This window comes from Ulvibacterium sp. (assembly GCF_965228935.1).
Taxonomy (GTDB): Bacteria; Bacteroidota; Bacteroidia; order Flavobacteriales; family Flavobacteriaceae; genus Ulvibacterium.
The window spans coordinates 1,688,954-1,709,361 of sequence record NZ_OZ245846.1 but is presented as its reverse complement, the minus strand read 5'-3'; the positions used below and the strand labels follow the sequence as shown (position 1 = coordinate 1,709,361).

17 protein-coding genes are annotated in these 20,408 nt (G+C 42.1%); 7 read left to right on the top strand and 10 right to left on the bottom strand.

Annotated features, from left to right (window positions below; genetic code table 11):
• Positions 1-16 precede the first annotated feature (16 nt).
• Positions 17-1,558 carry a glycine--tRNA ligase gene (locus tag ACO06Y_RS07075; protein WP_422083132.1) on the bottom strand — a complete coding sequence of 514 codons (1,542 nt, stop codon included), beginning with the start codon at positions 1,556-1,558 and terminating at the stop codon, positions 17-19.
• Positions 1,559-1,595: 37 nt separating this feature from the next.
• Positions 1,596-2,492: a hypothetical protein gene (locus ACO06Y_RS07070; RefSeq protein ID WP_422083131.1), complete on the bottom strand. Its 897-nt coding sequence runs from the start codon at positions 2,490-2,492 to the stop codon at positions 1,596-1,598.
• Positions 2,493-2,530: 38 nt separating this feature from the next.
• Between ACO06Y_RS07070 and ACO06Y_RS07065 the strand changes: the two genes are divergently transcribed.
• Positions 2,531-3,232 (top strand): ComF family protein, encoded by a 702-nt coding sequence (locus tag ACO06Y_RS07065; protein WP_422083130.1) that lies wholly within the window; start codon positions 2,531-2,533, stop codon positions 3,230-3,232.
• A gap of 39 nt (positions 3,233-3,271) precedes the next feature.
• Positions 3,272-4,888 carry an Ig-like domain-containing protein gene (locus tag ACO06Y_RS07060; protein WP_422083129.1) on the top strand — a complete coding sequence of 539 codons (1,617 nt, stop codon included), beginning with the start codon at positions 3,272-3,274 and terminating at the stop codon, positions 4,886-4,888.
• On the opposite strand, the gene ACO06Y_RS07055 is transcribed toward ACO06Y_RS07060, so the two are convergent.
• Genes ACO06Y_RS07055 through ACO06Y_RS07045 form a run of 3 tightly spaced genes read right to left on the bottom strand, consistent with a single transcriptional unit; the run spans position 4,875 to position 6,756 of the window.
• Positions 4,875-5,648, bottom strand: a complete 774-nt coding sequence (locus ACO06Y_RS07055; protein WP_422083128.1) for an amidohydrolase — start codon at positions 5,646-5,648, stop codon at positions 4,875-4,877. The genes ACO06Y_RS07060 and ACO06Y_RS07055 overlap by 14 nt on opposite strands.
• A gap of 5 nt (positions 5,649-5,653) precedes the next feature.
• A complete protein-coding gene (locus tag ACO06Y_RS07050; RefSeq protein WP_422083127.1) occupies positions 5,654-6,277 on the bottom strand; it encodes an NUDIX hydrolase in 624 nt (207 codons plus the stop codon).
• Complete coding sequence (locus tag ACO06Y_RS07045; RefSeq protein WP_422083126.1) at positions 6,274-6,756, bottom strand: ankyrin repeat domain-containing protein; 483 nt, start codon at positions 6,754-6,756, stop codon at positions 6,274-6,276. Before ACO06Y_RS07045 ends, ACO06Y_RS07050 begins: the two co-directional genes overlap by 4 nt.
• A 231-nt stretch (positions 6,757-6,987) precedes the next feature.
• On the opposite strand from ACO06Y_RS07045, the gene ACO06Y_RS07040 reads away from it, so the two are divergent.
• The 3 genes from ACO06Y_RS07040 (at position 6,988) to ACO06Y_RS07030 (ending at position 10,395) form a co-directional block, all read left to right on the top strand.
• A complete protein-coding gene (locus ACO06Y_RS07040; RefSeq protein ID WP_422083125.1) occupies positions 6,988-9,183 on the top strand; it encodes a PAS domain S-box protein in 2,196 nt (731 codons plus the stop codon).
• Between the two features lie 11 nt (positions 9,184-9,194).
• Positions 9,195-9,605: a response regulator gene (locus ACO06Y_RS07035; protein ID WP_422083124.1), complete on the top strand. Its 411-nt coding sequence runs from the start codon at positions 9,195-9,197 to the stop codon at positions 9,603-9,605.
• Positions 9,606-9,789: 184 nt separating this feature from the next.
• Positions 9,790-10,395 carry a DinB family protein gene (locus ACO06Y_RS07030; protein WP_422083123.1) on the top strand — a complete coding sequence of 202 codons (606 nt, stop codon included), beginning with the start codon at positions 9,790-9,792 and terminating at the stop codon, positions 10,393-10,395.
• A 101-nt stretch (positions 10,396-10,496) separates the two neighbouring features.
• Here the strand turns inward: ACO06Y_RS07030 and ACO06Y_RS07025 are convergent, their stop codons facing one another.
• Positions 10,497-11,855: a DUF5689 domain-containing protein gene (locus ACO06Y_RS07025; protein WP_422083122.1), complete on the bottom strand. Its 1,359-nt coding sequence runs from the start codon at positions 11,853-11,855 to the stop codon at positions 10,497-10,499.
• A gap of 42 nt (positions 11,856-11,897) precedes the next feature.
• The gene (locus ACO06Y_RS07020; RefSeq protein WP_422083121.1) at positions 11,898-14,627 is read right to left on the bottom strand and encodes a TonB-dependent receptor; all 2,730 of its coding nucleotides are present in this window, start codon (positions 14,625-14,627) and stop codon (positions 11,898-11,900) included.
• A gap of 105 nt (positions 14,628-14,732) precedes the next feature.
• Here ACO06Y_RS07020 and ACO06Y_RS07015 point away from each other — a divergent pair, with 105 nt between their 5' ends.
• Together ACO06Y_RS07015 and ACO06Y_RS07010 are read left to right on the top strand one after the other, a co-directional pair.
• Positions 14,733-15,776 carry an endonuclease/exonuclease/phosphatase family protein gene (locus ACO06Y_RS07015; protein WP_422083120.1) on the top strand — a complete coding sequence of 348 codons (1,044 nt, stop codon included), beginning with the start codon at positions 14,733-14,735 and terminating at the stop codon, positions 15,774-15,776.
• 61 nt (positions 15,777-15,837) lie between these two features.
• On the top strand, positions 15,838-16,359 hold the full coding sequence (locus ACO06Y_RS07010) for a hypothetical protein (RefSeq protein WP_422083119.1): 522 nt from the start codon (positions 15,838-15,840) through the stop codon (positions 16,357-16,359).
• A gap of 70 nt (positions 16,360-16,429) precedes the next feature.
• Here the strand turns inward: ACO06Y_RS07010 and ACO06Y_RS07005 are convergent, their stop codons facing one another.
• From ACO06Y_RS07005 to ACO06Y_RS06995, 3 genes are all read right to left on the bottom strand, one after another.
• Complete coding sequence (locus ACO06Y_RS07005; RefSeq protein WP_422083118.1) at positions 16,430-17,020, bottom strand: 3-keto-disaccharide hydrolase; 591 nt, start codon at positions 17,018-17,020, stop codon at positions 16,430-16,432.
• Positions 17,021-17,177: 157 nt separating this feature from the next.
• Positions 17,178-17,618 (bottom strand): hypothetical protein, encoded by a 441-nt coding sequence (locus tag ACO06Y_RS07000; protein WP_422083117.1) that lies wholly within the window; start codon positions 17,616-17,618, stop codon positions 17,178-17,180.
• A gap of 91 nt (positions 17,619-17,709) precedes the next feature.
• The gene (locus ACO06Y_RS06995) at positions 17,710-20,295 is read right to left on the bottom strand and encodes a TonB-dependent receptor (RefSeq protein ID WP_422083116.1); all 2,586 of its coding nucleotides are present in this window, start codon (positions 20,293-20,295) and stop codon (positions 17,710-17,712) included.
• Positions 20,296-20,408: the final 113 nt, after the last annotated feature.

The following is a 20,408-nucleotide window of genomic DNA, read 5'->3' as shown; positions in this document are numbered from 1 at the left end:
TGAAAAGGCAGGTATACTACATCCTCTGTAACCACTCCCGCATATCTACCTCTTTGGCGATGATGGATTTTACCTCGGCCAATTTAATCCGTTGCTGTCCCATGGTATCCCTGTGGCGCAGGGTCACCGTATCATCTTCCAAAGTTTGGTGGTCTACAGTGATACAGAATGGGGTGCCGGCGGCATCTTGTCTTCGATATCTGCGCCCTACGGCATCCTTTTCGTCATAGGCCACATTGAAATCCCATTTTAAATCGGCAATGATTTTACGGGCAATTTCCGGAAGGCCATCTTTTTTGACCAAGGGTAATACGGCTGCCTTAGTGGGGGCCAATACGGCGGGAAGTCGTAATACCGTCCTAATCGTACCGTTTTCCAGTTCCTCTTCTTGTAGGGAATGGCTAAAAACAGATAGGAACATACGATCCAAACCTATGGAAGTCTCTATTACATAGGGGACATAACTTTCGCGGGTATCCGTATCAAAATATTGTAATTTTTTACCTGAATATTTTTCATGGCTTCCCAAATCGAAATCGGTTCGGGAATGGATTCCCTCCAATTCCTTAAACCCGATAGGGAAACGGAATTCGATATCCGCTGCGGCATCTGCATAATGGGCCAATTTTTCATGGTTGTGAAAACGATAGTTTTCCTCACCCATCCCCAGGGATAAATGCCATTTTAAGCGATTTTCCTTCCACTTTTCATACCATTCCTTTTGGGTACCCGGTTTAATGAAAAACTGCATTTCCATCTGCTCGAACTCACGCATTCGGAAAATAAATTGTCGCGCTACAATTTCATTACGAAAGGCCTTTCCCGTTTGTGCAATCCCGAATGGAATCTTCATACGCCCTGTTTTCTGCACGTTCAAAAAGTTGACGAAGATTCCTTGGGCCGTTTCCGGGCGGAGATATAAATCCGTAGCAGTATCGGCAGAAGCGCCCAATTTGGTGCCGAACATAAGGTTGAATTGTTTTACCTCCGTCCAATTTCTTGATCCAGACATGGGGCAGGCGATTTCCAATTCCTCGATAAGTTTTTTTACGTCCGCCAAGTCCTCATTTTCCAAGGACTTCCCCAAACGCTTCAATATTGCCGTAGCCTGTTCCTGATAATCGACCACTCGCGGGTTGGTGGTCAAAAATTGTTCCTTATCAAATTTATCCCCAAAACGTTTGGCCGCCTTGGCCACTTCCTTCTCGATCTTGGTCTCAATTTTGGCTACATGTTCCTCCACCAAAACATCGGCACGATACCTTTTTTTCGAATCCTTGTTATCGATCAAGGGGTCATTGAAAGCATCCACATGGCCTGAGGCCTTCCAAGTGGTAGGGTGCATAAAAATGGCCGCATCCAGACCAACGATATTCTCATTGAGCTGCACCATGGCCTTCCACCAGTATTCCCGTATGTTCTTTTTGAGTTCCGCGCCATTCTGGGCATAGTCATAAACGGCACTTAGGCCATCATATATTTCACTGGATTGGAATACATAGCCGTATTCCTTAGCATGCGAGATTACCCGTCTTAAATCGTCATCTTGTTTTGCCATTCGGCAAAAATAGAATATTACCCTAAAAAAGTGCTAATTATTTCAATTGAAATTCGGAAGAGGCCAGGAGACGTTCGTCCTCAAAAACATTTAAGGTGTAGGTACCCCCTTCCAAGGATCCCTCGGGGAGCGTTATAAAGTCACAAATATTTTTCTGTTCCCCTGTAAAGACGACCTCTACACGCTTGCTATAAATATTCCCATTTACGGAAATGGTATTGGCATTATCCTCTATGACCCCCATGTTAGGGCCTAAAAATTGAAAGTAGATTACCTTTTCGGTATTTATAATATTGGGATCGGCCATGATGGTAACACAACCCCTGAGTTTTTCTATGGTAGAGGCCTTATTGGTACGGATGGGTCTCCCGCTTCTTAATCGGAAGCCTATGCCTTCAGAACCTCTTAGCGTCAAATAGCGTTTGCTCTTAAGTTCCTTGTTCAGTTCCTGGATCTTCCTTCGCTGTAAGGCTTCCGCTTCCGCCAAAGAATTGCTTTTGGCCCTCAGTTCCTCTATTTGCTTTCGTGTTTCCTCATACTTATCGGATAGCAACATATTGTTGTATCTCAAGAAGTTGTTCTTAAGCTTAAGGCTATCGTTCTTGGCCTCCAGCCTGCGAAGTTCGGTCTTGTATTCCCGCAATCTATCCACGGTGAAATTAAGCCTTCCTACCGAGTCCAATAACTGTTGTACGCGATACCTGGAATCCTGTAATTCAATTTCATTGACCTCATTGAGTGCGGAAAGTCTGTCAACATCCGCCTTCATTAAGGTAAGGTCCTTTACTAAAAGCTCCTTTTCCTGCTCTAAAAAGTCGATTTGGCTTTGGGATTGGGCATAGCTGTAATAGAAGGCAATAAGAATGCCTATAATCACTGCTGCCAAAGCAGTAAGGATTATTTTATAATTGAATTTATTATCTTGACCATCCATCAGAGCAAGTAAGCTTTAGTAGGTTAAAGTATTAAGATTTGTTACGCTCCAAGCTATCAAATATAATAAATGATATAAACACCCTCCTATTGCCCAAGGTCTGTTTTGGATGTAATGCACATTTATCGGGCGGAGAGCAATATCTCTGTACAGTTTGTCGGAACCAAATACCGCTCACCGAATACACCTTTAACGCCGAAAATGCCGTTGACCGTATCTTTTATGGTAGAATTAACATAAAAAAGGCCAGTTCTTTTCTGTTTTTTTCGGAAACGGGCATCGTAAAAAACCTGATCCATCATCTAAAATATCGAAACCAGGAGCAAATAGGGGCTTTCTTAGGTGATTGGTATGGCCAAGTCCTAAAAGAAACCTTTGATACAAACATTCATGCCGTTGTCCCGGTTCCTCTCCATAAACAAAAATTGAGACAACGTGGGTACAACCAAGTCGCCCTGTTCGCCAGAAAAATTGCCCATCACCTCAAAGCGGAATATGTAGATCATGTACTCGTTAAAACGGCCAATACCAAGACACAGACCAAAAAAGGCCGAATAGCGAGATGGCAGGGAAACAAAGCCCTTTACACCCTTACCGATGCATCCGTATTTAAAGGCAAAAATGTGCTTTTGGTAGATGATGTTATCACCACAGGGGCTACCATGGAACTCTGTGCCGAGGCTCTACTAGAGGCCAAGGGTATTAACATATATCTAACCAGCATCGCCGTTGTACCCTAATGAAATAAATTGTTTCTTTGTTGCGCTATATTATCCCCAATGTTACGACGCATATTGGCTTGTGTTTTTTTGTTCTTTGCCGTTGCCGCTTTGTTGCAATGTGCAAGAAGGGGCAATCCGACCGGTGGCCCCAAGGATGAAGACCCTCCGGTTTTGTTACGGGCGGAACCCGAGAATATGACCATCAACTTTGATGCCCAGGAGATAAAGCTATATTTTGATGAATATGTGAAGTTGGAAGATATTCAGGAACAACTTATTGTCTCCCCTCCTTTAAAGTATCTCCCTGAAATATCCCCACAAGGAGGTGCGGACAGGATCGTGGAAATAAAGTTCAAGGATACCTTAAAGGAGAATACCACGTATACCTTGAATTTTGGACAAAGTATTACGGACAATAACGAGGGAAATCCGAATAGTTTTTTGACCTATGTGTTTTCCACTGGCAACTATATCGATTCATTGACCGTATTGGGTGTCGTTAAAGATGCCTTTAATAGAAAAGCGGATGAATTCATAAGTGTTATGCTGTATGAGTTGGACACCGCCTATACCGATTCCACAATCTATCAAAGGCCTCCAAACTATATCACCAATACATTGGACAGTGCCGTAATCTTTACTTTAAAAAATTTAAAGGAGGGCAAATATGCCTTGTTCGGTCTAAAGGACGAGGGAAAGAACAATCTTTTTGATCAAAATGTGGACAAGATCGCCTTCATCCAAGATACGGTTACCCTACCCACGGATTCCACCTACTTGCTTACCCTGTTCAAGGAAATACCGAATTATAGTAGCTCCGTACCAAGCTATGCGGCACGGAACAAAATACTGTTTGGATATTATGGCGATGGGAAAGATGTTCATATAGACCTGCTAAGCGACCTGCCGGATACCGTTAGAACCAAGGTTTTAAAGGAGAAGGACAAAGACACCCTCAATTTTTGGTTTACACCATTTGAAATGGATTCCCTTATCTTCACGGTAACCAATGAAACCCTAAAGGTTATTGATACCTTTACCGTGAAAAGCCGAAAGGTAGGGGTCGACTCTTTGACCCTAAACCCCAACCAACGGGGATCCCTGGGGTTCAACGAGCCTTTTTACATAGATGCCACCACACCTCTAGTGGCCATCGATACGCTACAAATGAGTATGATAAAAAAGGATTCCACCGCAGTTTTGTTCGCAGCTGAGCTGGATAGTGTTGAGAATAAAGTGGATTTTAATTTTGATGTGGAGCCCAATGAAAATTATTCCCTAAGCATGTTACCAGGGGCGATTACGGATTTTTTTGAGCAAACGAACGATACCCTGAGCTATAACCTTTCCACCAAAAGTTTGGCCGACTACGGAAATCTTAGGTTTAGCATTACTACGGATAGTTTGGCATATCCCCTCATTGTACAGCTAACAGACGAAAAGGGTAAGACCAAGCGTGAAATTCATGCGCCGAAACCTCAGATTTTCGAATTTAATGCCCTGGAACCCTCAAAATACCTTGTCCGTATCGTTTTTGATGCAAACGGCAACCAAAAGTGGGATACGGGAAACTATCTGGAAAGAATACAACCCGAAAAGGTGACCTATTATCCGGATGTCATTGAGGTTAGGGCCAATTGGGAATTGGAACAGACATTTATCATTCCAGAATAAAATGGTCCCTATCGTCCAGAAATTTTAACTTGTTCCGCGTAGTTTCGATATGTTCCCTGCTCAACGTGACCTGAAGTATTGTCTCTTTTTCAGAAAATACAAGTTGCTCCCCCAAACAGTCATACACGGCGGAATGGCCCACATATTCATGGCCCGTATCATCACGCCCTATCCTGTTCACCCCGATGCAATAGGCCATATTTTCAATGGCCCGGGCCTTTAAAAGGGTATCCCAGGCAGCAATTCTAGGTTTGGGCCAATTGGCCACATAGAGAAGCGCATCATAATTTTCCGTATTCCGGCTCCAAACCGGAAATCGAAGGTCATAACAAATCAAAGGATAAAACCGGAATCCCTTGTACTTCACCAGAACTTTCTTTTCTCCCGCATTATAGACCTTATCCTCTCCCGCAAGGGTAAAAGTGTGCCTTTTGTCGTAGGTGTTGATCCCGCCATCGGGCTCAACAAAATATAGCCGATTAAAGTATTTGCCATCTTCCTGGAATACAATACTCCCAACCAGGGCCGCATTTTTCCCGGCAGCTTGCCGTTGCATCCATTCCACTGTTCTTATTCCCTCTTTTTCACTGATATTTTTAGGGTACATGGTAAATGCCGTGGTAAACATTTCGGGAAGGACGATAAGGTCTGCCTCATTTGAAATGGCATCTAATTTTTTGGAGAACATTTTCCTGTTCCGTTCGGGATCTTCCCAAAACAGTGGGGATTGCACCAAGGCGATTTTTAATTCTTTTGCCATTCCAATCAATCAAAGTATACCGAATTATCATCATCCATTACCATCTTGTGCAATTGCCGCAATTGACTTTCAAGAATCCTATCCTCCGATAACTCCGGAAGTTGGTCAATGGGAAAGAACCCAACGTCCTTAATATCAAAACTAGGTTTTAGCTCCCCGCCATAAATCGTGCAGAAAAAGTTTAATTTATAAATATAATACGGCTGGGGAGGATGAGGATGGCATTTTTTATCATAAACGGCCAACAATCGGACTACGTTCGTTTTGAACCCTGTCTCTTCCTCAATTTCCTTTACTACGACTTCAGACGGTGAATAACCCACATCGGCCCAACCTCCGGGGATGGTCCATTTATTATCCTCACTTTCCTTGACCATGAGAACATCTTTTGTCTCATTTAACACGAAACCCCGTACATCCACTTTTGGTGTCGGATAATCGATTACAGGCATATAAAAATCTTGTAAGACGGAAAGAGGACGATCGGCCATAGTTGCCAACAGTTTAAGGCTAATCTGCCTCAATTCCTCATAACGTTCCCGGTCGTACCCATTCTGGGCATAGACCAGACCTGTATCGGACAATGCCTGTATGCGTTTTACAAGGTTTAGCTGATCGGAATCCTTCATTGAAGCGTATTTTCCAATAACTCTACCAATTCTGGTACCTCTTGCATCTTGGCGTGATCCAAGGCCGTATGGCCCCTATCATCTTTTGTAGCGGTATCCGCCCCGTGAACCAAGAGCATCTCGGCGATCTCTTTTTGATTAAAGGTGGCGGCATAGATAAGAGCCGTGGCTCCCATGGTGTTTTGATGATTGACGTCTGCCCCTTTTTCTATCAATTTTTTGGCCACAGCGGTAAACCCCTTAAAACATACGCCCAGTAAGGCCGTATTTCCCGAGGCATCCTCTGCATTTATTTCTGCTCCTTTATCCAATAACAAATCGGTAATCTCATGTTGATCATAGTAAGTGGCCAAAATTAGGGGAGTGAAACCTCTCTGGTCTTTACTATTGATTAAATCCGGATATGAAGTAATCATTTTGGATACGACATCCAAATTACCATTTCGTATTTCCTTAAAAAAAGTCTCTTTGTTTTCCATGGAAGCTAAATGTATAAAAAACTACTAGATCTATGAAAAGATCCAAGGCCAATAATTAAGGACGACCGTGTTCACATGTATAAATCGGCATAATGCAATTCGATAATCCAAAAGCTTAATTTCAGGTGCTCCGATTCAGATAGGGCATCTATTTACTATTCTGACAATTTTTATGTAATTTCTTACGTTATTGAAATAAATTGTATTTTTAACCAACTAAACATCGTTAATTTGGAAACGTTACCCATAAACTTCCTTATTAAAGATTCCCCCGCCTCCATAGCCATAGTAGACTTCAATATGCACTTCATAAGCCATTCCAAGACATGGTTGGATGAATTCACCAATGGCCATTCCTCTATTGTAGGCCGGTCGTATTATGAGGTAATTCCCGATACTCCGGAAGAACTAAAAAGAATACATAAGGAATGCCTCGAAGGGAAATCCAGTGTAAATACCGGCTATAAACTCATACATCCCAGCGGAGCCGTACAATGGCTCAAATGGAAAATAAATGCTTGGAAGGAGGAAGATGATACAATCGGTGGACTGATTATAGTTCAAGAGGATATTACCGAAGAAAAAAGAAGCCAAGAATTACTGATGAAGGCCAAAAGTGTGGCACGTATTGGAGGCTGGGAGGTGGATATGATATCCAATAAGATATATTGGACCCAGGTTACACGGGAAATCCACGAAGTAAACAAGGATTATGTTCCCAATCTGGAGGAGGGTATCAATTTTTACAAGCAAGGAAAATCACGAGATACGATAACCCTTTTGGTCAGTAGGGCCATGAACGATGGGACACCTTGGGACACCGAACTACAAATCGTCACTGCAAAAGGCAGGGAACTCTGGGTAAGAACCAAAGGCGAGGCCGAAATCATAAACGGGCAATGTATCCGCATTTATGGAACGTTCCAGGATATAGATGAAAGGAAAAGAACCATATTGGAATACCAAAAAGTTTCGGATAGATTGGCAATTGCCAACAATGCGGCCAAAATAGGTATTTGGGACTATAATGTTGTGGACAACATATTGGTTTGGGACGACAATATGTATGAGCTGTATGGCGTAAATCAAAAGGATTTTATCGGTGCCGTTGAAGCTTGGGAAGCCTGTGTACATCCTGATGATAAGGAAAGAAGTCTAAAGGAAGTGGAAATGGCCCTAGCGGGAGAAAAGGAATTCAATACCGAATTTCGTGTAGTTCTAGCCGATGGCGAGATAAGGCATATCAAGGCAAAATCGACCGTAAAAAGGGATAAGGAGGGCAATCCGTTACGGATGATAGGTGCCAATTGGGACATTACCGAATTGAAGAATACCCAACTTGAACTACTTCGTAGCCAAGAATCCTTTGAAGGTGCCTTTGAAAATTCCGCGGTAGGTATGGCCATCGTAGGACTTAACGGAAAATGGATACAGGTGAACAAGAGCTTGTGCAAAAGCCTGGGTTACAAAAAATCCGAACTTTTGAAGCTTACCTTTCAGGATATTACCCATCCGGACGACCTGGACATCGATCTAAAGCTGCTACGCAAACTTATTGATGGTAAACGAAAAAGCTATCAGATTGAAAAACGCTATTTTCATAAAAATGGCAGTATCGTTTCTGCGGTACTGACCGTGACCGCCGTAAAGAATATTAAAGGCGAATTGTCCCATTTTATCTCCCAAGTCGTGGATATTTCCTCCCGAATAGAAGTTCAGGACAAATTGACAAAATTGTTGGACGTAACCAGTGAACAGAATGATAGCTTGCTAAATTTTGCCCATATTGTTTCCCATAATCTCAGGTCACATTCCAGCAATCTTTCTATGTTGACCGGTTTTTTGGATAAAGAAGAAAACGAGGAAGAAAAAAGAAATTTAATCGGCATGTTATTGGATGCCTCTGAAAGTCTAAATGAAACTGTCCTTCATTTAAATGATGTGGTACAGGTAAAGGCAGGGGCATTGGAAGAAATGATCCCCGTAAATCTTTTTAAGACCATAAAAGACGTGGAGAAGAACTTAGGTGTATTGCTTCGGGAAAAAAAAGCGCTTTGTTCCATTGACGTGCCGACCACTCTGGACATTATTGGGATACCGGCCTATTTGGATAGTATTTTTCTAAACCTATTTACCAATGGTATCAAATACAGCTCCCCCGAAAGAGACCTCCGCCTTAAAATTTCAGCATCAAAAATAGATGATACGATACTGGTCACTTTTTCGGACAATGGTCTGGGCATAGATTTGGAAAAACATGGGGACAAGCTTTTTGGCATGTACAAAACTTTTCACAAGCATAAGGATGCCAAAGGGATAGGCCTTTTTATCACCAAAAACCAAATAGAGGCCATGAATGGTAAAATTGAGGTAGAAAGTGAAGTCGGCGTTGGTACGACTTTCAAGATATTGTTTCAAGTAAATTAAAAAAGAACGCTATGATGGAATTAAAAAAAATTCAAAGAACCTGTATTATCGATGACGACCCGATTTTTATCTATGGAACCAGAAGAATTATGAAGGAAGTCAATTTTTGTGATAACATTTTGGTATTCAATAACGGCCAGGATGCCATAGAGGGTCTAAAGGAACTGATCGCCCAAGGGGAAGACCTACCGGAAGTACTATTTCTGGATTTGAACATGCCTATTATGAACGGTTGGGAGTTTTTGGAGGATTTTGAAAAAATCCCAAACCCCAATGGCAAAAAGGTCATTATTTACATCATTAGCTCGTCCATAGATCCCAGAGACCTGGAGCGGATACGCAATTACAAGATGGTCAACAATTACATTCTTAAACCGTTATCCCCTCAGGATCTGGAAAATGTGCTACAAGATGTAGCTTAATCTTTTTCGGATCTCCTTTATAGGGAAAGCCAATATCCTTTATTGTTTTTCTCAAAATGGGCTTACTTTTTATTGGCCCATAGATTGTGCCTATCCTTATTTTACCAAAACTGTCCAAAAAGGACCTGTCCTATTCGTCCTAGCCATAGTAAGGAAGATAATAACCCTCTAAAAAGTAGCGAAAATGAAAAAAGTAGTATTACCAATACTGGTATTGGCATTGTTCGGTTTTGGTCTTAAGTCCCCAGGACTTACGGATACCGATCGGGAAATGGCGGTTAAGGAACTCACCAGGACCCAAAAGTATTTAAAACAAACCGTTAAGGGGCTAAGCCCCGAACAAATGGAATTTAAGCCTTCCCCGGAAACGTGGTCCATTGCCGAGTGCGTGGAACATTTGGCCATTTCGGAAAATATATTCCATGGGATGTTGCAGGGTGCCCTAAAAATCCCGGCCGACCCTTCCCAACGGGATTCGGTAAAGTTGACCGATCAACAACTGTTAGGTATTATTATCGATAGGAGTAAAAAGGTGAAAACCCGTGAAGAATTTGAGCCTAAGGGAACATTTGGTTCTTATCAAGAAACTTTAAAAGCTTTCCATTCCAAACGTAAAGCGCATATAAAGTACGTTAAAAACACCCAAGATGATCTACGCAACCATTACGGGCAATTACCTTTTGGTACCATAGATGGTTTACAGATCATCCTTTTTATGAGCGGCCATACTGAGCGACATATTAAACAGATGGAAGAAATAATGGCCCATACGGATTTTCCAAACGAATAGCTGGGTAAAATAGTTCTTATCCATATGAAGTGAAGCAATCCGATTATTCCAAATTGTTATGACTGCTCCCGGATTGCTTCGCTTTACCCAAAATGGAACTATCAATCCCTTATTCCAGGATTAAAATCTTGGGGAGCATTTTGAGGTCGATCCATGGTTCCCGCCTCGCCAGAATCATTATAGATTGTCCATTCGTTAAAAGTATAGGTAGGGTTTCCTTCAGCAATATTTAGGTTGCGGACTGCACGTCCATCCTCAAACTCGTGATTGGTTCCGCTACCATCCTCACCTATAACCCCAAAAACATCGATAACAACTCCAAAGGGATCTACCAATTCCAAGTTGTCATCTCCATTGGAATCGGCGGGACTGTTGATCCCCACTCCGATATCGGGCATAAAACCATATATTACTTCAAATTCCTCGGCATTTGGGGAAATTACCAAGGTACTTTCCGCCCCAATGGTATGTTCCGATAAATCCAAGGATGAACCGACCGCTGTATTAGCATTGGTATAACGGCGTAATACCCATCCTTTTAGACTTAATGCCTTGGAATCGGAATTGTACAATTCCACAAAACGCGCACCTGTATTATTATCAGGATCCGCCAGTTCCGAGATAAAAATACGGGTCGATGTAAACTCATCTATTACATCTTTACAGCGTAGCTGGCTAAAATCGATATCGTTCAAATCGCGGATTACCAATTGGAAGTCATCCTTATCCTTGATCAAAACCCCGGTGATGCTTCCATTTCCTTCCGGAAGTATTTCAGCTTGAAAATCGGAAAACCCGCTGTTCAATACTACAAACTCGTTGTCATTACAAGTAGTCAAGGTACGTTCGGTTTCCTCACGCTCCATGGCGAAGGGCTGGCCCAACTCATCTTCCAAAAACTCTACATTTTCAAAAGTGACCAAGGTATTCACCATGTTACCGCTTATGGCATCCGCAGTAACCAAAGTAGGCTCTGGTTCAACCACTTCGTCGCAGGAAACAAAAACATGGTTTCCTACGACTGCCGCTGGCAAACGACCAACGGATACATTCCCAAAAGCGATAAAGGTTCCGCCTAATTTGAATACTTCCCTACTCTTTCCCAAATACAGTCCTTTAAGTTTGATAAAGATTTTACTGCCAACAGGATAGAATACATGTGAATCCCTTAGGTCAATCTCTATCTGCAATCCTTCGGTGGGATTTGTTGGGCTATCCTGGAAATGGAGCACGCTGAAAAAGTTACCGGCCTTATCCGATGATATGACATAGCCCTCTATGACCCAATCCTCCAGAATCTGGATGGTTTCATCTTCATACAAATTCTTTACTTGGGCATAGGTTGCATTGGCCGTTAAACCTGAGGAGCACGTACTTTTGGGTGGGTCAAAATTTTGATCCTTGACACATGATGGGGCCCATACCAAAATCGCAATCAATGCCACTATGCTTTTTTTCATCTTTTTTGTTTCTCCTTATGAGAGGGAAGGGTTTATCAATTCTTAAAAACTAAAGGCCAGATTTAAAAAATAGGTGCGTCCGTAACCGTACCAATACTTAGGGGCAAAAGAGGGTGTACCACTTCGGTTGTCCTGTTGCAGCTGTCCAAAATTTCCATTCCTACTCTGTTCATATCCTCCTGTCCTAAAAACGGTGTCGAATAGATTGTTTATACTCACAAAAACACTGATGTATTTTCCTTTTTTCAACCAAGATTTGCCTCCCACCAAATTCAATAGGTAAAAACTATCCAGAGGTCTCTGAGCCAATAGTTTGCTTACATTTTCTTGCGTCGCCTCCGGAAAAGGTTGTCCGGTTTCAGGATCTAAGTAGAAGCTCTGTGTTCGGGTTATGGAAGAAATACTTGCATAATTGTGGGTAAGATAATTGGTCGTTGCTCCGATCCACCAATATTTCGGATCTCGATACTCCATTCCAAGTGCGTAGGCCTGTTGCGGACCTTGGGCCAATTTGTAATCCTTGATATCCGCTGGGCCAAGATCTATATTCCCTTCGGGATCTATTAAATCCTCTTCGGCACCGGCAGTATCAAAATTAATGGACACTAATGGATTGCTGGCGTATAGCTGCTTTCCTATGGAGGCAACGGCAGATAGCTTTACGGCCGAGGACAGTTGGTATTCCAAACCCAATTCAACACCCATATGTAATTGATCCAATTCCGTAATGACTTCCTGAACAAAATCTGACCCCACCCCTGCATCCACAAAAAAGAAATTGACATCCGTCGTATTCTGGAATCGCGTATAAAAACCAGTAAGCCTTCCCGTTAATTTTGGAAGTCTTATAAAGTAATTCAAATCCATGGTAGCTATGGTTTCGCTTAAAATATCCAGCACCGTTTCATTATTTTCCCTTGGATTGATAAAAATGTTCTGTAAAACTGGTGGTCGCATCATATGCCCCCCATGGATTGTTAGCCAATGTCTTCCTGTTATCCTATAGTCAAATCCCCCCTTGATACCATAATTTGAAAAAATTACTTCATCACTTTTGCCCAACGATTTTTCCGGAAAACGCTCATTTAGAAATAAACCCTCTCTTTGGTAATCCACTCTGGTGTAGGTTCCAGCCAAAAAAGCATTCCACTTTTTGTGATTGAACTTGAACTGCGCAAATACGTCAAATCGATTCACGTTCATCCGATAGTGGTAGTTGAATACATCACCTTCCCCTTTGTTCAAAGGGCCATTTATATCATTCCCGGTATCTGAAAATGGGTCTATATCCGTATGGAAATCGGCGCCCAAAAGGTCTTGGATTTCTGAATAGTTATTTGAGACAGAGGTTCGATAGGTCGATCCAAAATCCAGCCTAAATTTGTTGTCGATTCTCAAATTTCCCGTGGAATTGATGGTAAGTTGATTTTCGTCCGTTGTATCATTATAGAGCACATAAGTTGCCATTTCGGTGGTATTCGCAGCATAAAGCTTAGGCCAATCAATTTGTGGGTTCTCCAGAAATCCTTCCTTGGCAAGATTGGCACTTATGAAATTGGCCCCAATGGGACTATTTATATAAAAACTAGGTAAATAGCGATAATAGGTCGGGTCTGGATTGGGGCCGTTGTAGTATCCCAATCTACCTCTGGCATTTGTTCCAAATTGATAAGAGATCCCCGTGTTCAAGCGAAATTTGCTAGATTCATAATAGTGGTTCAATAGTATCAAAGGTTCCGCGATTTTCCGTTCCCGGGAGTTCCTGATTTCGCCGTTTTGTTCACCCCAATATGGATTATAGCGCCTCCCGGCCAATTCAAAAACTTCTTCCGTAATGGCAGAGGAACGTCCACGACGATTGGAAGCCAAAATGGCCGTTAGATTAATAGCATTCCTTGTATTGAGGTGATATTCCAAAGCTCCAAAAAGGGAGTAGGCATCATATAAAGTACCCTTGATATATCCTGTTTTGGCCCATCTCCTGGAAGCCGAAATGGCATAGGCCAGCCCGTTTTCCCTTAAACCGGAATTGTAGGTGGCCATCAACCTGCCCGCGTAAGTCCTATTGGACATTGAGGAGGACAATCGAGTTCCTGCCCGTAATCCTGAGGGCCGAACATCAATATTGGTATTGCCTAGAATACCACCAAAGGTATATTCGGACGCGGATAATCCATTAGTAAACTCTTGATTTCGGGTCACATCGTTTAAGCCGCCCCAGTTGTTCCATTGCGGACGTCCATCGAAGAATTTGTTCATGGGAATTCCATTGATGAGTACTTGGCCATTTTGCGAATCGTACCCACGCACCCGAAAAAATGCCTGTCCAAAGTCGAACGCGGCCCGATTAAGAAATACGTCCCGCGTGGCCTGTAAGAATCCCATGGAAACCGCGCTTAAACCATCATCCAGCAATTCGGAATCGGTAAGGGTGATCAGGTTATCCGTTTGTTCCGTAGTGATATCGCTTTCCAGATAAATAGCGCCCAAGTCCATTTGGTTATCGACAGGGCTTATGGGGATGCGTTGCGTTACAAAATCTCCTTGGGAAATGTTTAGGATTACATCTTCCTTTAGGGAAATTTCCAATTTGAACCTGCCGAGTTCATCCGTTTTAGATTTCAAGGCCGTTCCCTCTATATGTACCAGGGCTCCGATTATGGGAGTTTTAAAACGACTATCCAGTACCCTCCCTGTAGCGGTATATGTTTCTTGGCCGAACAGTGGGGTCAGAATCGGGAACATATAAAGAAGGAAGAAGCATCGATGCATTTTGCTGATTATTTACTACATTTTATATAAAAAGAGTTTAATATTTTCGAATAATGAGCAACTTTTCTTATAAATATAGTATATTTTCTATTAAAATGTTTTGTCATGAAGTTTTCAATCCTATTTGCCTGCTTGGTCATAGCCCTTTATGGATTTTCACAACAGTCGAAAAGGTATACGGTCAGAACTATTGCCTTTTACAATGTGGAAAACCTGTTCGACACCAAAGACGACTCCTTAATTTTTGACGATGACCGCACACCTCATGGAAAAGATCATTGGACAACCGAGCGATATCACAAAAAACTAAAGAATACCTCCACGGTGATTTCCAAAATCGGAGCCGATGTCACCCAAACATCCCCCGATCTTATTGGCCTTTGCGAAGTAGAGAACAAACAGGTGCTCCAAGATTTAATCAATCAACCTGCACTTTTCGAAAAGGATTATGGTATTATCCATTTTAATTCCCCTGATGAGCGTGGTATTGATGTGGCCCTACTTTACAAGAAAACTGTATTCATCCCAAGTTCGTTTGAAAGCCATCGTCTATTGCTATTCAATACCGAAGACGAACGCAACTACACCCGTGACCAATTGGTGGTAGGAGGTTTACTGGATCAAGAAAAAATACATGTTATCGTTAATCATTGGCCCTCGCGAAGTGGAGGTGAAAGCAGAAGCAAGCCCAATCGTATTGCCGCTGCCCAATTGAACAGACGTATTATGGATTCCCTTTTGCGCTTAAATGCACAAGCCAAAATTATCAGTATGGGCGACCTGAACGATGACCCATTGGATGAAAGCCTTAAAAAGGTTCTGAAGACCAAGGGAGCACAAAGAAAGTTAGGGGAAGGCGAGCTCTTCAATCCCATGGAAAAAATGTACAAAAAGGGTATCGGCTCCTTGGCCTATAGGGATAAATGGAACTTGTTCGATCAGATTATCCTTACCTCAAATTTGGTAAACACCGAAAAGGGTACTTATACATTTTGGAAGGCCGAGGTTTTTAGTCCATCGTACCTTATCACCCAAAAAGGGCCTTATAAGGGATATCCCTTTAGAACTTATGCAGGAGGTAATTATTTGGGCGGGTATAGCGACCACTTTCCGGTGTATTTGTATCTGATAAAAGAAATCAACAAATAGTTTCTCCTTTTTTAAGCAACCATTTTTAAGCCTCGCATCTCATTGAAGAATAGACAATTTTATGAAAAAGACAATGCTTATATTATGTTCTGTTTTTGTCTTTATTTCCTGTGAAAGTAATGATAATACCCCTTTGGTCGATAGTGAGTGTACAGGAATAGCCGATTATCTCCCTCCAGGTAAATTTCTTATTGAATTGGTTGATTCAAAAGGCAGTAATCTCATAGAAAACGGTTTTTATGATTGGAGCCAAATTATCACCAAATTAAATAATGAAGATTTTAATTATCATACATTGACATCCCGTGAACCGTCCGATTTAAATAACTTGTTAACTGTGGTTCCTTTGGGAAATGAAGGGAATAATAGATGGTTTTTGACCCTATCGGAAACGGATGTGGACACATTGGATTTTTCTATGTCAAATGTAGAATTGAGCTACATGTCCGATGGCATATTATATTGTGGAAGCAGGTTTCTCTTAGATTCCGCAAGTTATAATGGAGAGACCATTGATTTTGAAGAATCTACCGGGGAAACCTACTTGGAAATTCCAATCAGAGTTATAAAGACAACCGACTAATCAGAAATGCTTAGGATACAAGACAAAGCTAAAGGCTTCATTAATTACCTGATTAGTAAAAGATAACGTGTTACAATTCCTTGATCACAAGATTCCGCCAATTTACTTTAATTCCTCCCCCATCATGAATCTGTAGGGCAACAGATCCCTTCCCTTTTCCTATTTTTTCATCGGAAAAGCTTACCATTTCCGTACCATTGAGCCAAGAGGTAAGTTTATCGCCTTCCAGCCGTATTTTCATCGTGTTCCATTCCCCCATTTTAAGGGCCTTGTCCTTCTCCGAATCGGGCTTTATCAACCAGCCGCGACCGTAGGATTCGTAAACCCCGCCCGTATCATGGCCCGGAGGGGCTACTTCTACCTGCCAGCCGCTAATTTTTGTTCCCTCAATGGTGGAGCGGATAAAAACACCGCTGTTTCCATTGGCTTCCTGCTTAAACTCCAAGGTCAATTCAAAATTCTTATAATGCTCATCCGTGGCCAAATATCCGTACCCCTTATCAGGGCCACTTTCGCAAATCAACAATCCATCTTTTACATACCATTTTTCCGTGCCGTAAATAGTCCAGCCATCCAGATTTTTTCCGTTAAAAAGTGATTTTTGTTGGGCCAGACCAAAGGTGGATATTAGGAGTATTACCAGAAGTGCTACTTTTTTCATGCTATAGTTTTATTTTTCTATTTAATTAGGACATAAATCCTCTTTGAAATCGTAAAAATTATCTTTGAATTTATTTCTTGTACCTCTCTCTTTCCTTCGAATGCCTGCCCGACAACGTCGTTTAGGCGGGCGCTCAGGAGAATCAAGGAATAAAATCTTAATTGAACCATTGCCCCCAAGGGATTCGGCTTAGAATCAAAACCAATCCGAGCCCATAGAAGATAGCAATGCTTTTAAACTTTTTCTTCCCCTCCATAAATTTTTTGTGACGGGACCATCCTATAGTAATCAATACTATGGCTACAATGTTGATAAAAGGATGTTCCACGGCCAACAGACGTGCCGCGGAATTTAAACCGCCCATCCCCAGGGCCTGTATCGCATTTAGCCCACTTGGGGAAATGAAAAACAACAAAAGGCCGACCAATAATTGGATGTGGGATAAAATCAGGGCAAAAAGGCTGAGTCGCAAATCCTTTTGCGGATAGAACATTTTGTTGCCCAACCATCCCATTATGGCATTGGCCACGGCAAGAAAAAGAACGGCCAATACCACATAGGCCAGATAAGAGTGCAGAATTTGTACGGTTTGATACATTATGTTGATTTTTGGCCTCCTAAAATACGAATTCTTTGGTATTAAAAAACCCCAACGGTACGGTTGGGGTTTTTAACAACTTTTCTTTTCCTTAGAAATTATACCGTAGACTTAAATTCCAAGTTCTTCCTATTCCCAGATAATATCCAAAGGAATCCCTTTGGTTTATATAATCCGCATCAAAAACATTGAAGATATTTCCTCTAAGAACCATTTCATTTGAGCCTCCTAAACTAAAACTATAGGTAGCCCCAGCATCCACCAAGGTGTAAGCTGGCAATCTCTCCGATTGGAATACCTGATTGTTAAGGGATGCATCTATAACATCCTCTACATCCACAAAACCATAGAATTCCGTAAAAATATTTATGTCCGTATCAAATGAAAAACCCTCACAGATATCAACGTCTATTCCCGCACCGGTAGAGACCTGTGGGGCCTGTCCAATTTTTGTTCCTGTTAAATCGATACTTCCACTGGCGATAAGTTCCGCTGTTTCATTATTCTCCGTTATGAATGGGGTAGTACCAGCATACTCCCAATTCCCTATGGATCCACGCCATTTTAGCAAAAATGTTGAAGAAGGTCTATAACGAACATCCAATTCCGCGCCCTTATGGACCTGTGCAATATCGGTATACCGAGTCCTGATTTCAATATCTTCTCCATTAATTTCCCGCTGCCCAAAATCCTGCAGGAATCTGTTCCCCCAAGTTGTGTAATATAGGTTGAAATTTATAGTAAAGTCGCTTGTGGTAAGCCGATAACCTCCTTCAATACCCGTGATTTCCTCATTATCCACCTCCGGTTCCACGATTTCGTTGGAATATCGAATATTAGTAAAAATGTTGTCCAAAAAGGCCTGTCTGGAATATTGTCCGATATTTGCAAAAATCACATGTTTGGTATCAAAAGTATACGATAGACCTCCTTTTATGGTATAGCCCAATCGGTTTAACTTTTCGGATTCCCCCAACCCATCGCCAAAACCAGATAACCGCCCATCTCTTTGATAATTTTGATTGGACACAGCTCCTTGGACGAAAGCAGAGAAAACATCATTGGAATACTCCGCTTGCCCGAATACGCCTTGGTAATTTATATTCTCGGAGTAATCAAATTCATAACGCTGATCCGGATCCGCAAAATTGAAAAGGGCCGCCCAGGGATCTGCCTCAAAGGTCTCTGAAATAATATAATCATCCGGTCTATCCGATCTGCGATTATCATTATAACCTTCCAAGCCCAATTTATCTACCAACTGCCTCCAGTGATCTCCCCTATAGAATCTAAAATCAGCTCCAACGTTCAACGCCCAATTTTCATTCGGGTTGAATTCAAGATTGGTCAATGCTCCGTACCAATTATGGTTATTTACCGAGGCCCTGAGAACGCCGGCACTTCCAAAAGACCCTATTCCATTCGGATTTTCCGAGATGTTGTTGTCCACGATTGCATCAAAATCAACCTGGCCATCTTCCCGAAAAAAGTTGGTTCCCCTACCCAAGGGGCCAGTACCTCCTCCACGCCCCCATGATGCATAAAGCACCGTTGACAAAGCTGTTTCTTCATTAAGTGTCCAATCCCAGTTTAAGTTGGCGACCGGTTTGTGGTAATAATTTCTTCTAAAGGTAAATTGCTCCCCTCTCAAGAACCCGGCATTGTCATTATACTTTTCACCAAACTCCTCGTACTCCTCTAAATCCTTGGAAAAATTCTGTCCGTGGAATTGTGGGGCCCCGGTAATCAAGAAATTGAAATTATGCGAATCATTGGGTTGAAAGCCTACCCCAATAAAATAGGTCTGTCCCTGACCAAAAGTACCTCCAGCCCATTTTCTATGGCTTTGCCAGTGATCCAACAATATGGAATAGGCCCATTTTCCTTTTAATCCCGAGTCATAACTAGCCGTTGTTTTACCATAACTATCGTTTCCGGTCAAAACCCTTGCAAAACCACCTTCTTTACGTGCCGTAGCTTTGGACACGATGTTGATTGTACCCCCTACGGAGGATATAGCCAGTTTAGAAGAGCCCAAACCTCTTTGCACCTGTACTGCGTTCGCCACATCCGCCATTCCCGACCAATTGGACCAGAATACCCTTCCATCTTCTACACTGTTTATGGGCTGCCCGTTCAAAAGAACCGCTGTATTGGTCTGATCAAATCCCCTTACGAATATCTGGGAATCTCCGAAACCACCAGCTTGACTGGATACATATACATTGGGCGTGTTTTTCATAGTTTCTGGAAACTCCACATTACCAACTCCTTTAGTTTGGATTTCAGCGGCGGGAATACTAGAAACGGCAATAGGCGTTTGTCTATCCCGGGCAAGGTCTATGATTCCGGAGCCCACCACAACTACTCCTTCCAACTCTTCCGCATCAGGGGATAAAACAATCTGTCCCAAACTGCCTGAACCATTAAAAGTTACCCTTGAGGTGATAAATCCCAGATAGGATATAATTAAAGTTCCGGAATCCGTGGTAGCTTCAATAGTAAAATTGCCATCAAAATCCGTGGTAGTACCATTACTGGTTCCCTGAATAACAATATTCGCACCCGGAAGCGGGCCTCCCAAATCCGCATCCAGGATCGTACCTGTAAGTGTTGTCTGTGAAAATGCAATTGATGCCATAAAAAATGCCATCATCGCTAGATACATTTTTCCCATTTTTTGTAGTGTTTAACCGTTTTTGAATTTGCCGCGAAAGTGCTTTTTTTCCAGGTCTTTCGTGTTAAGGCAATGTTAAATCAGTCCAAGCAAATTTAACATAAATCCGGCAA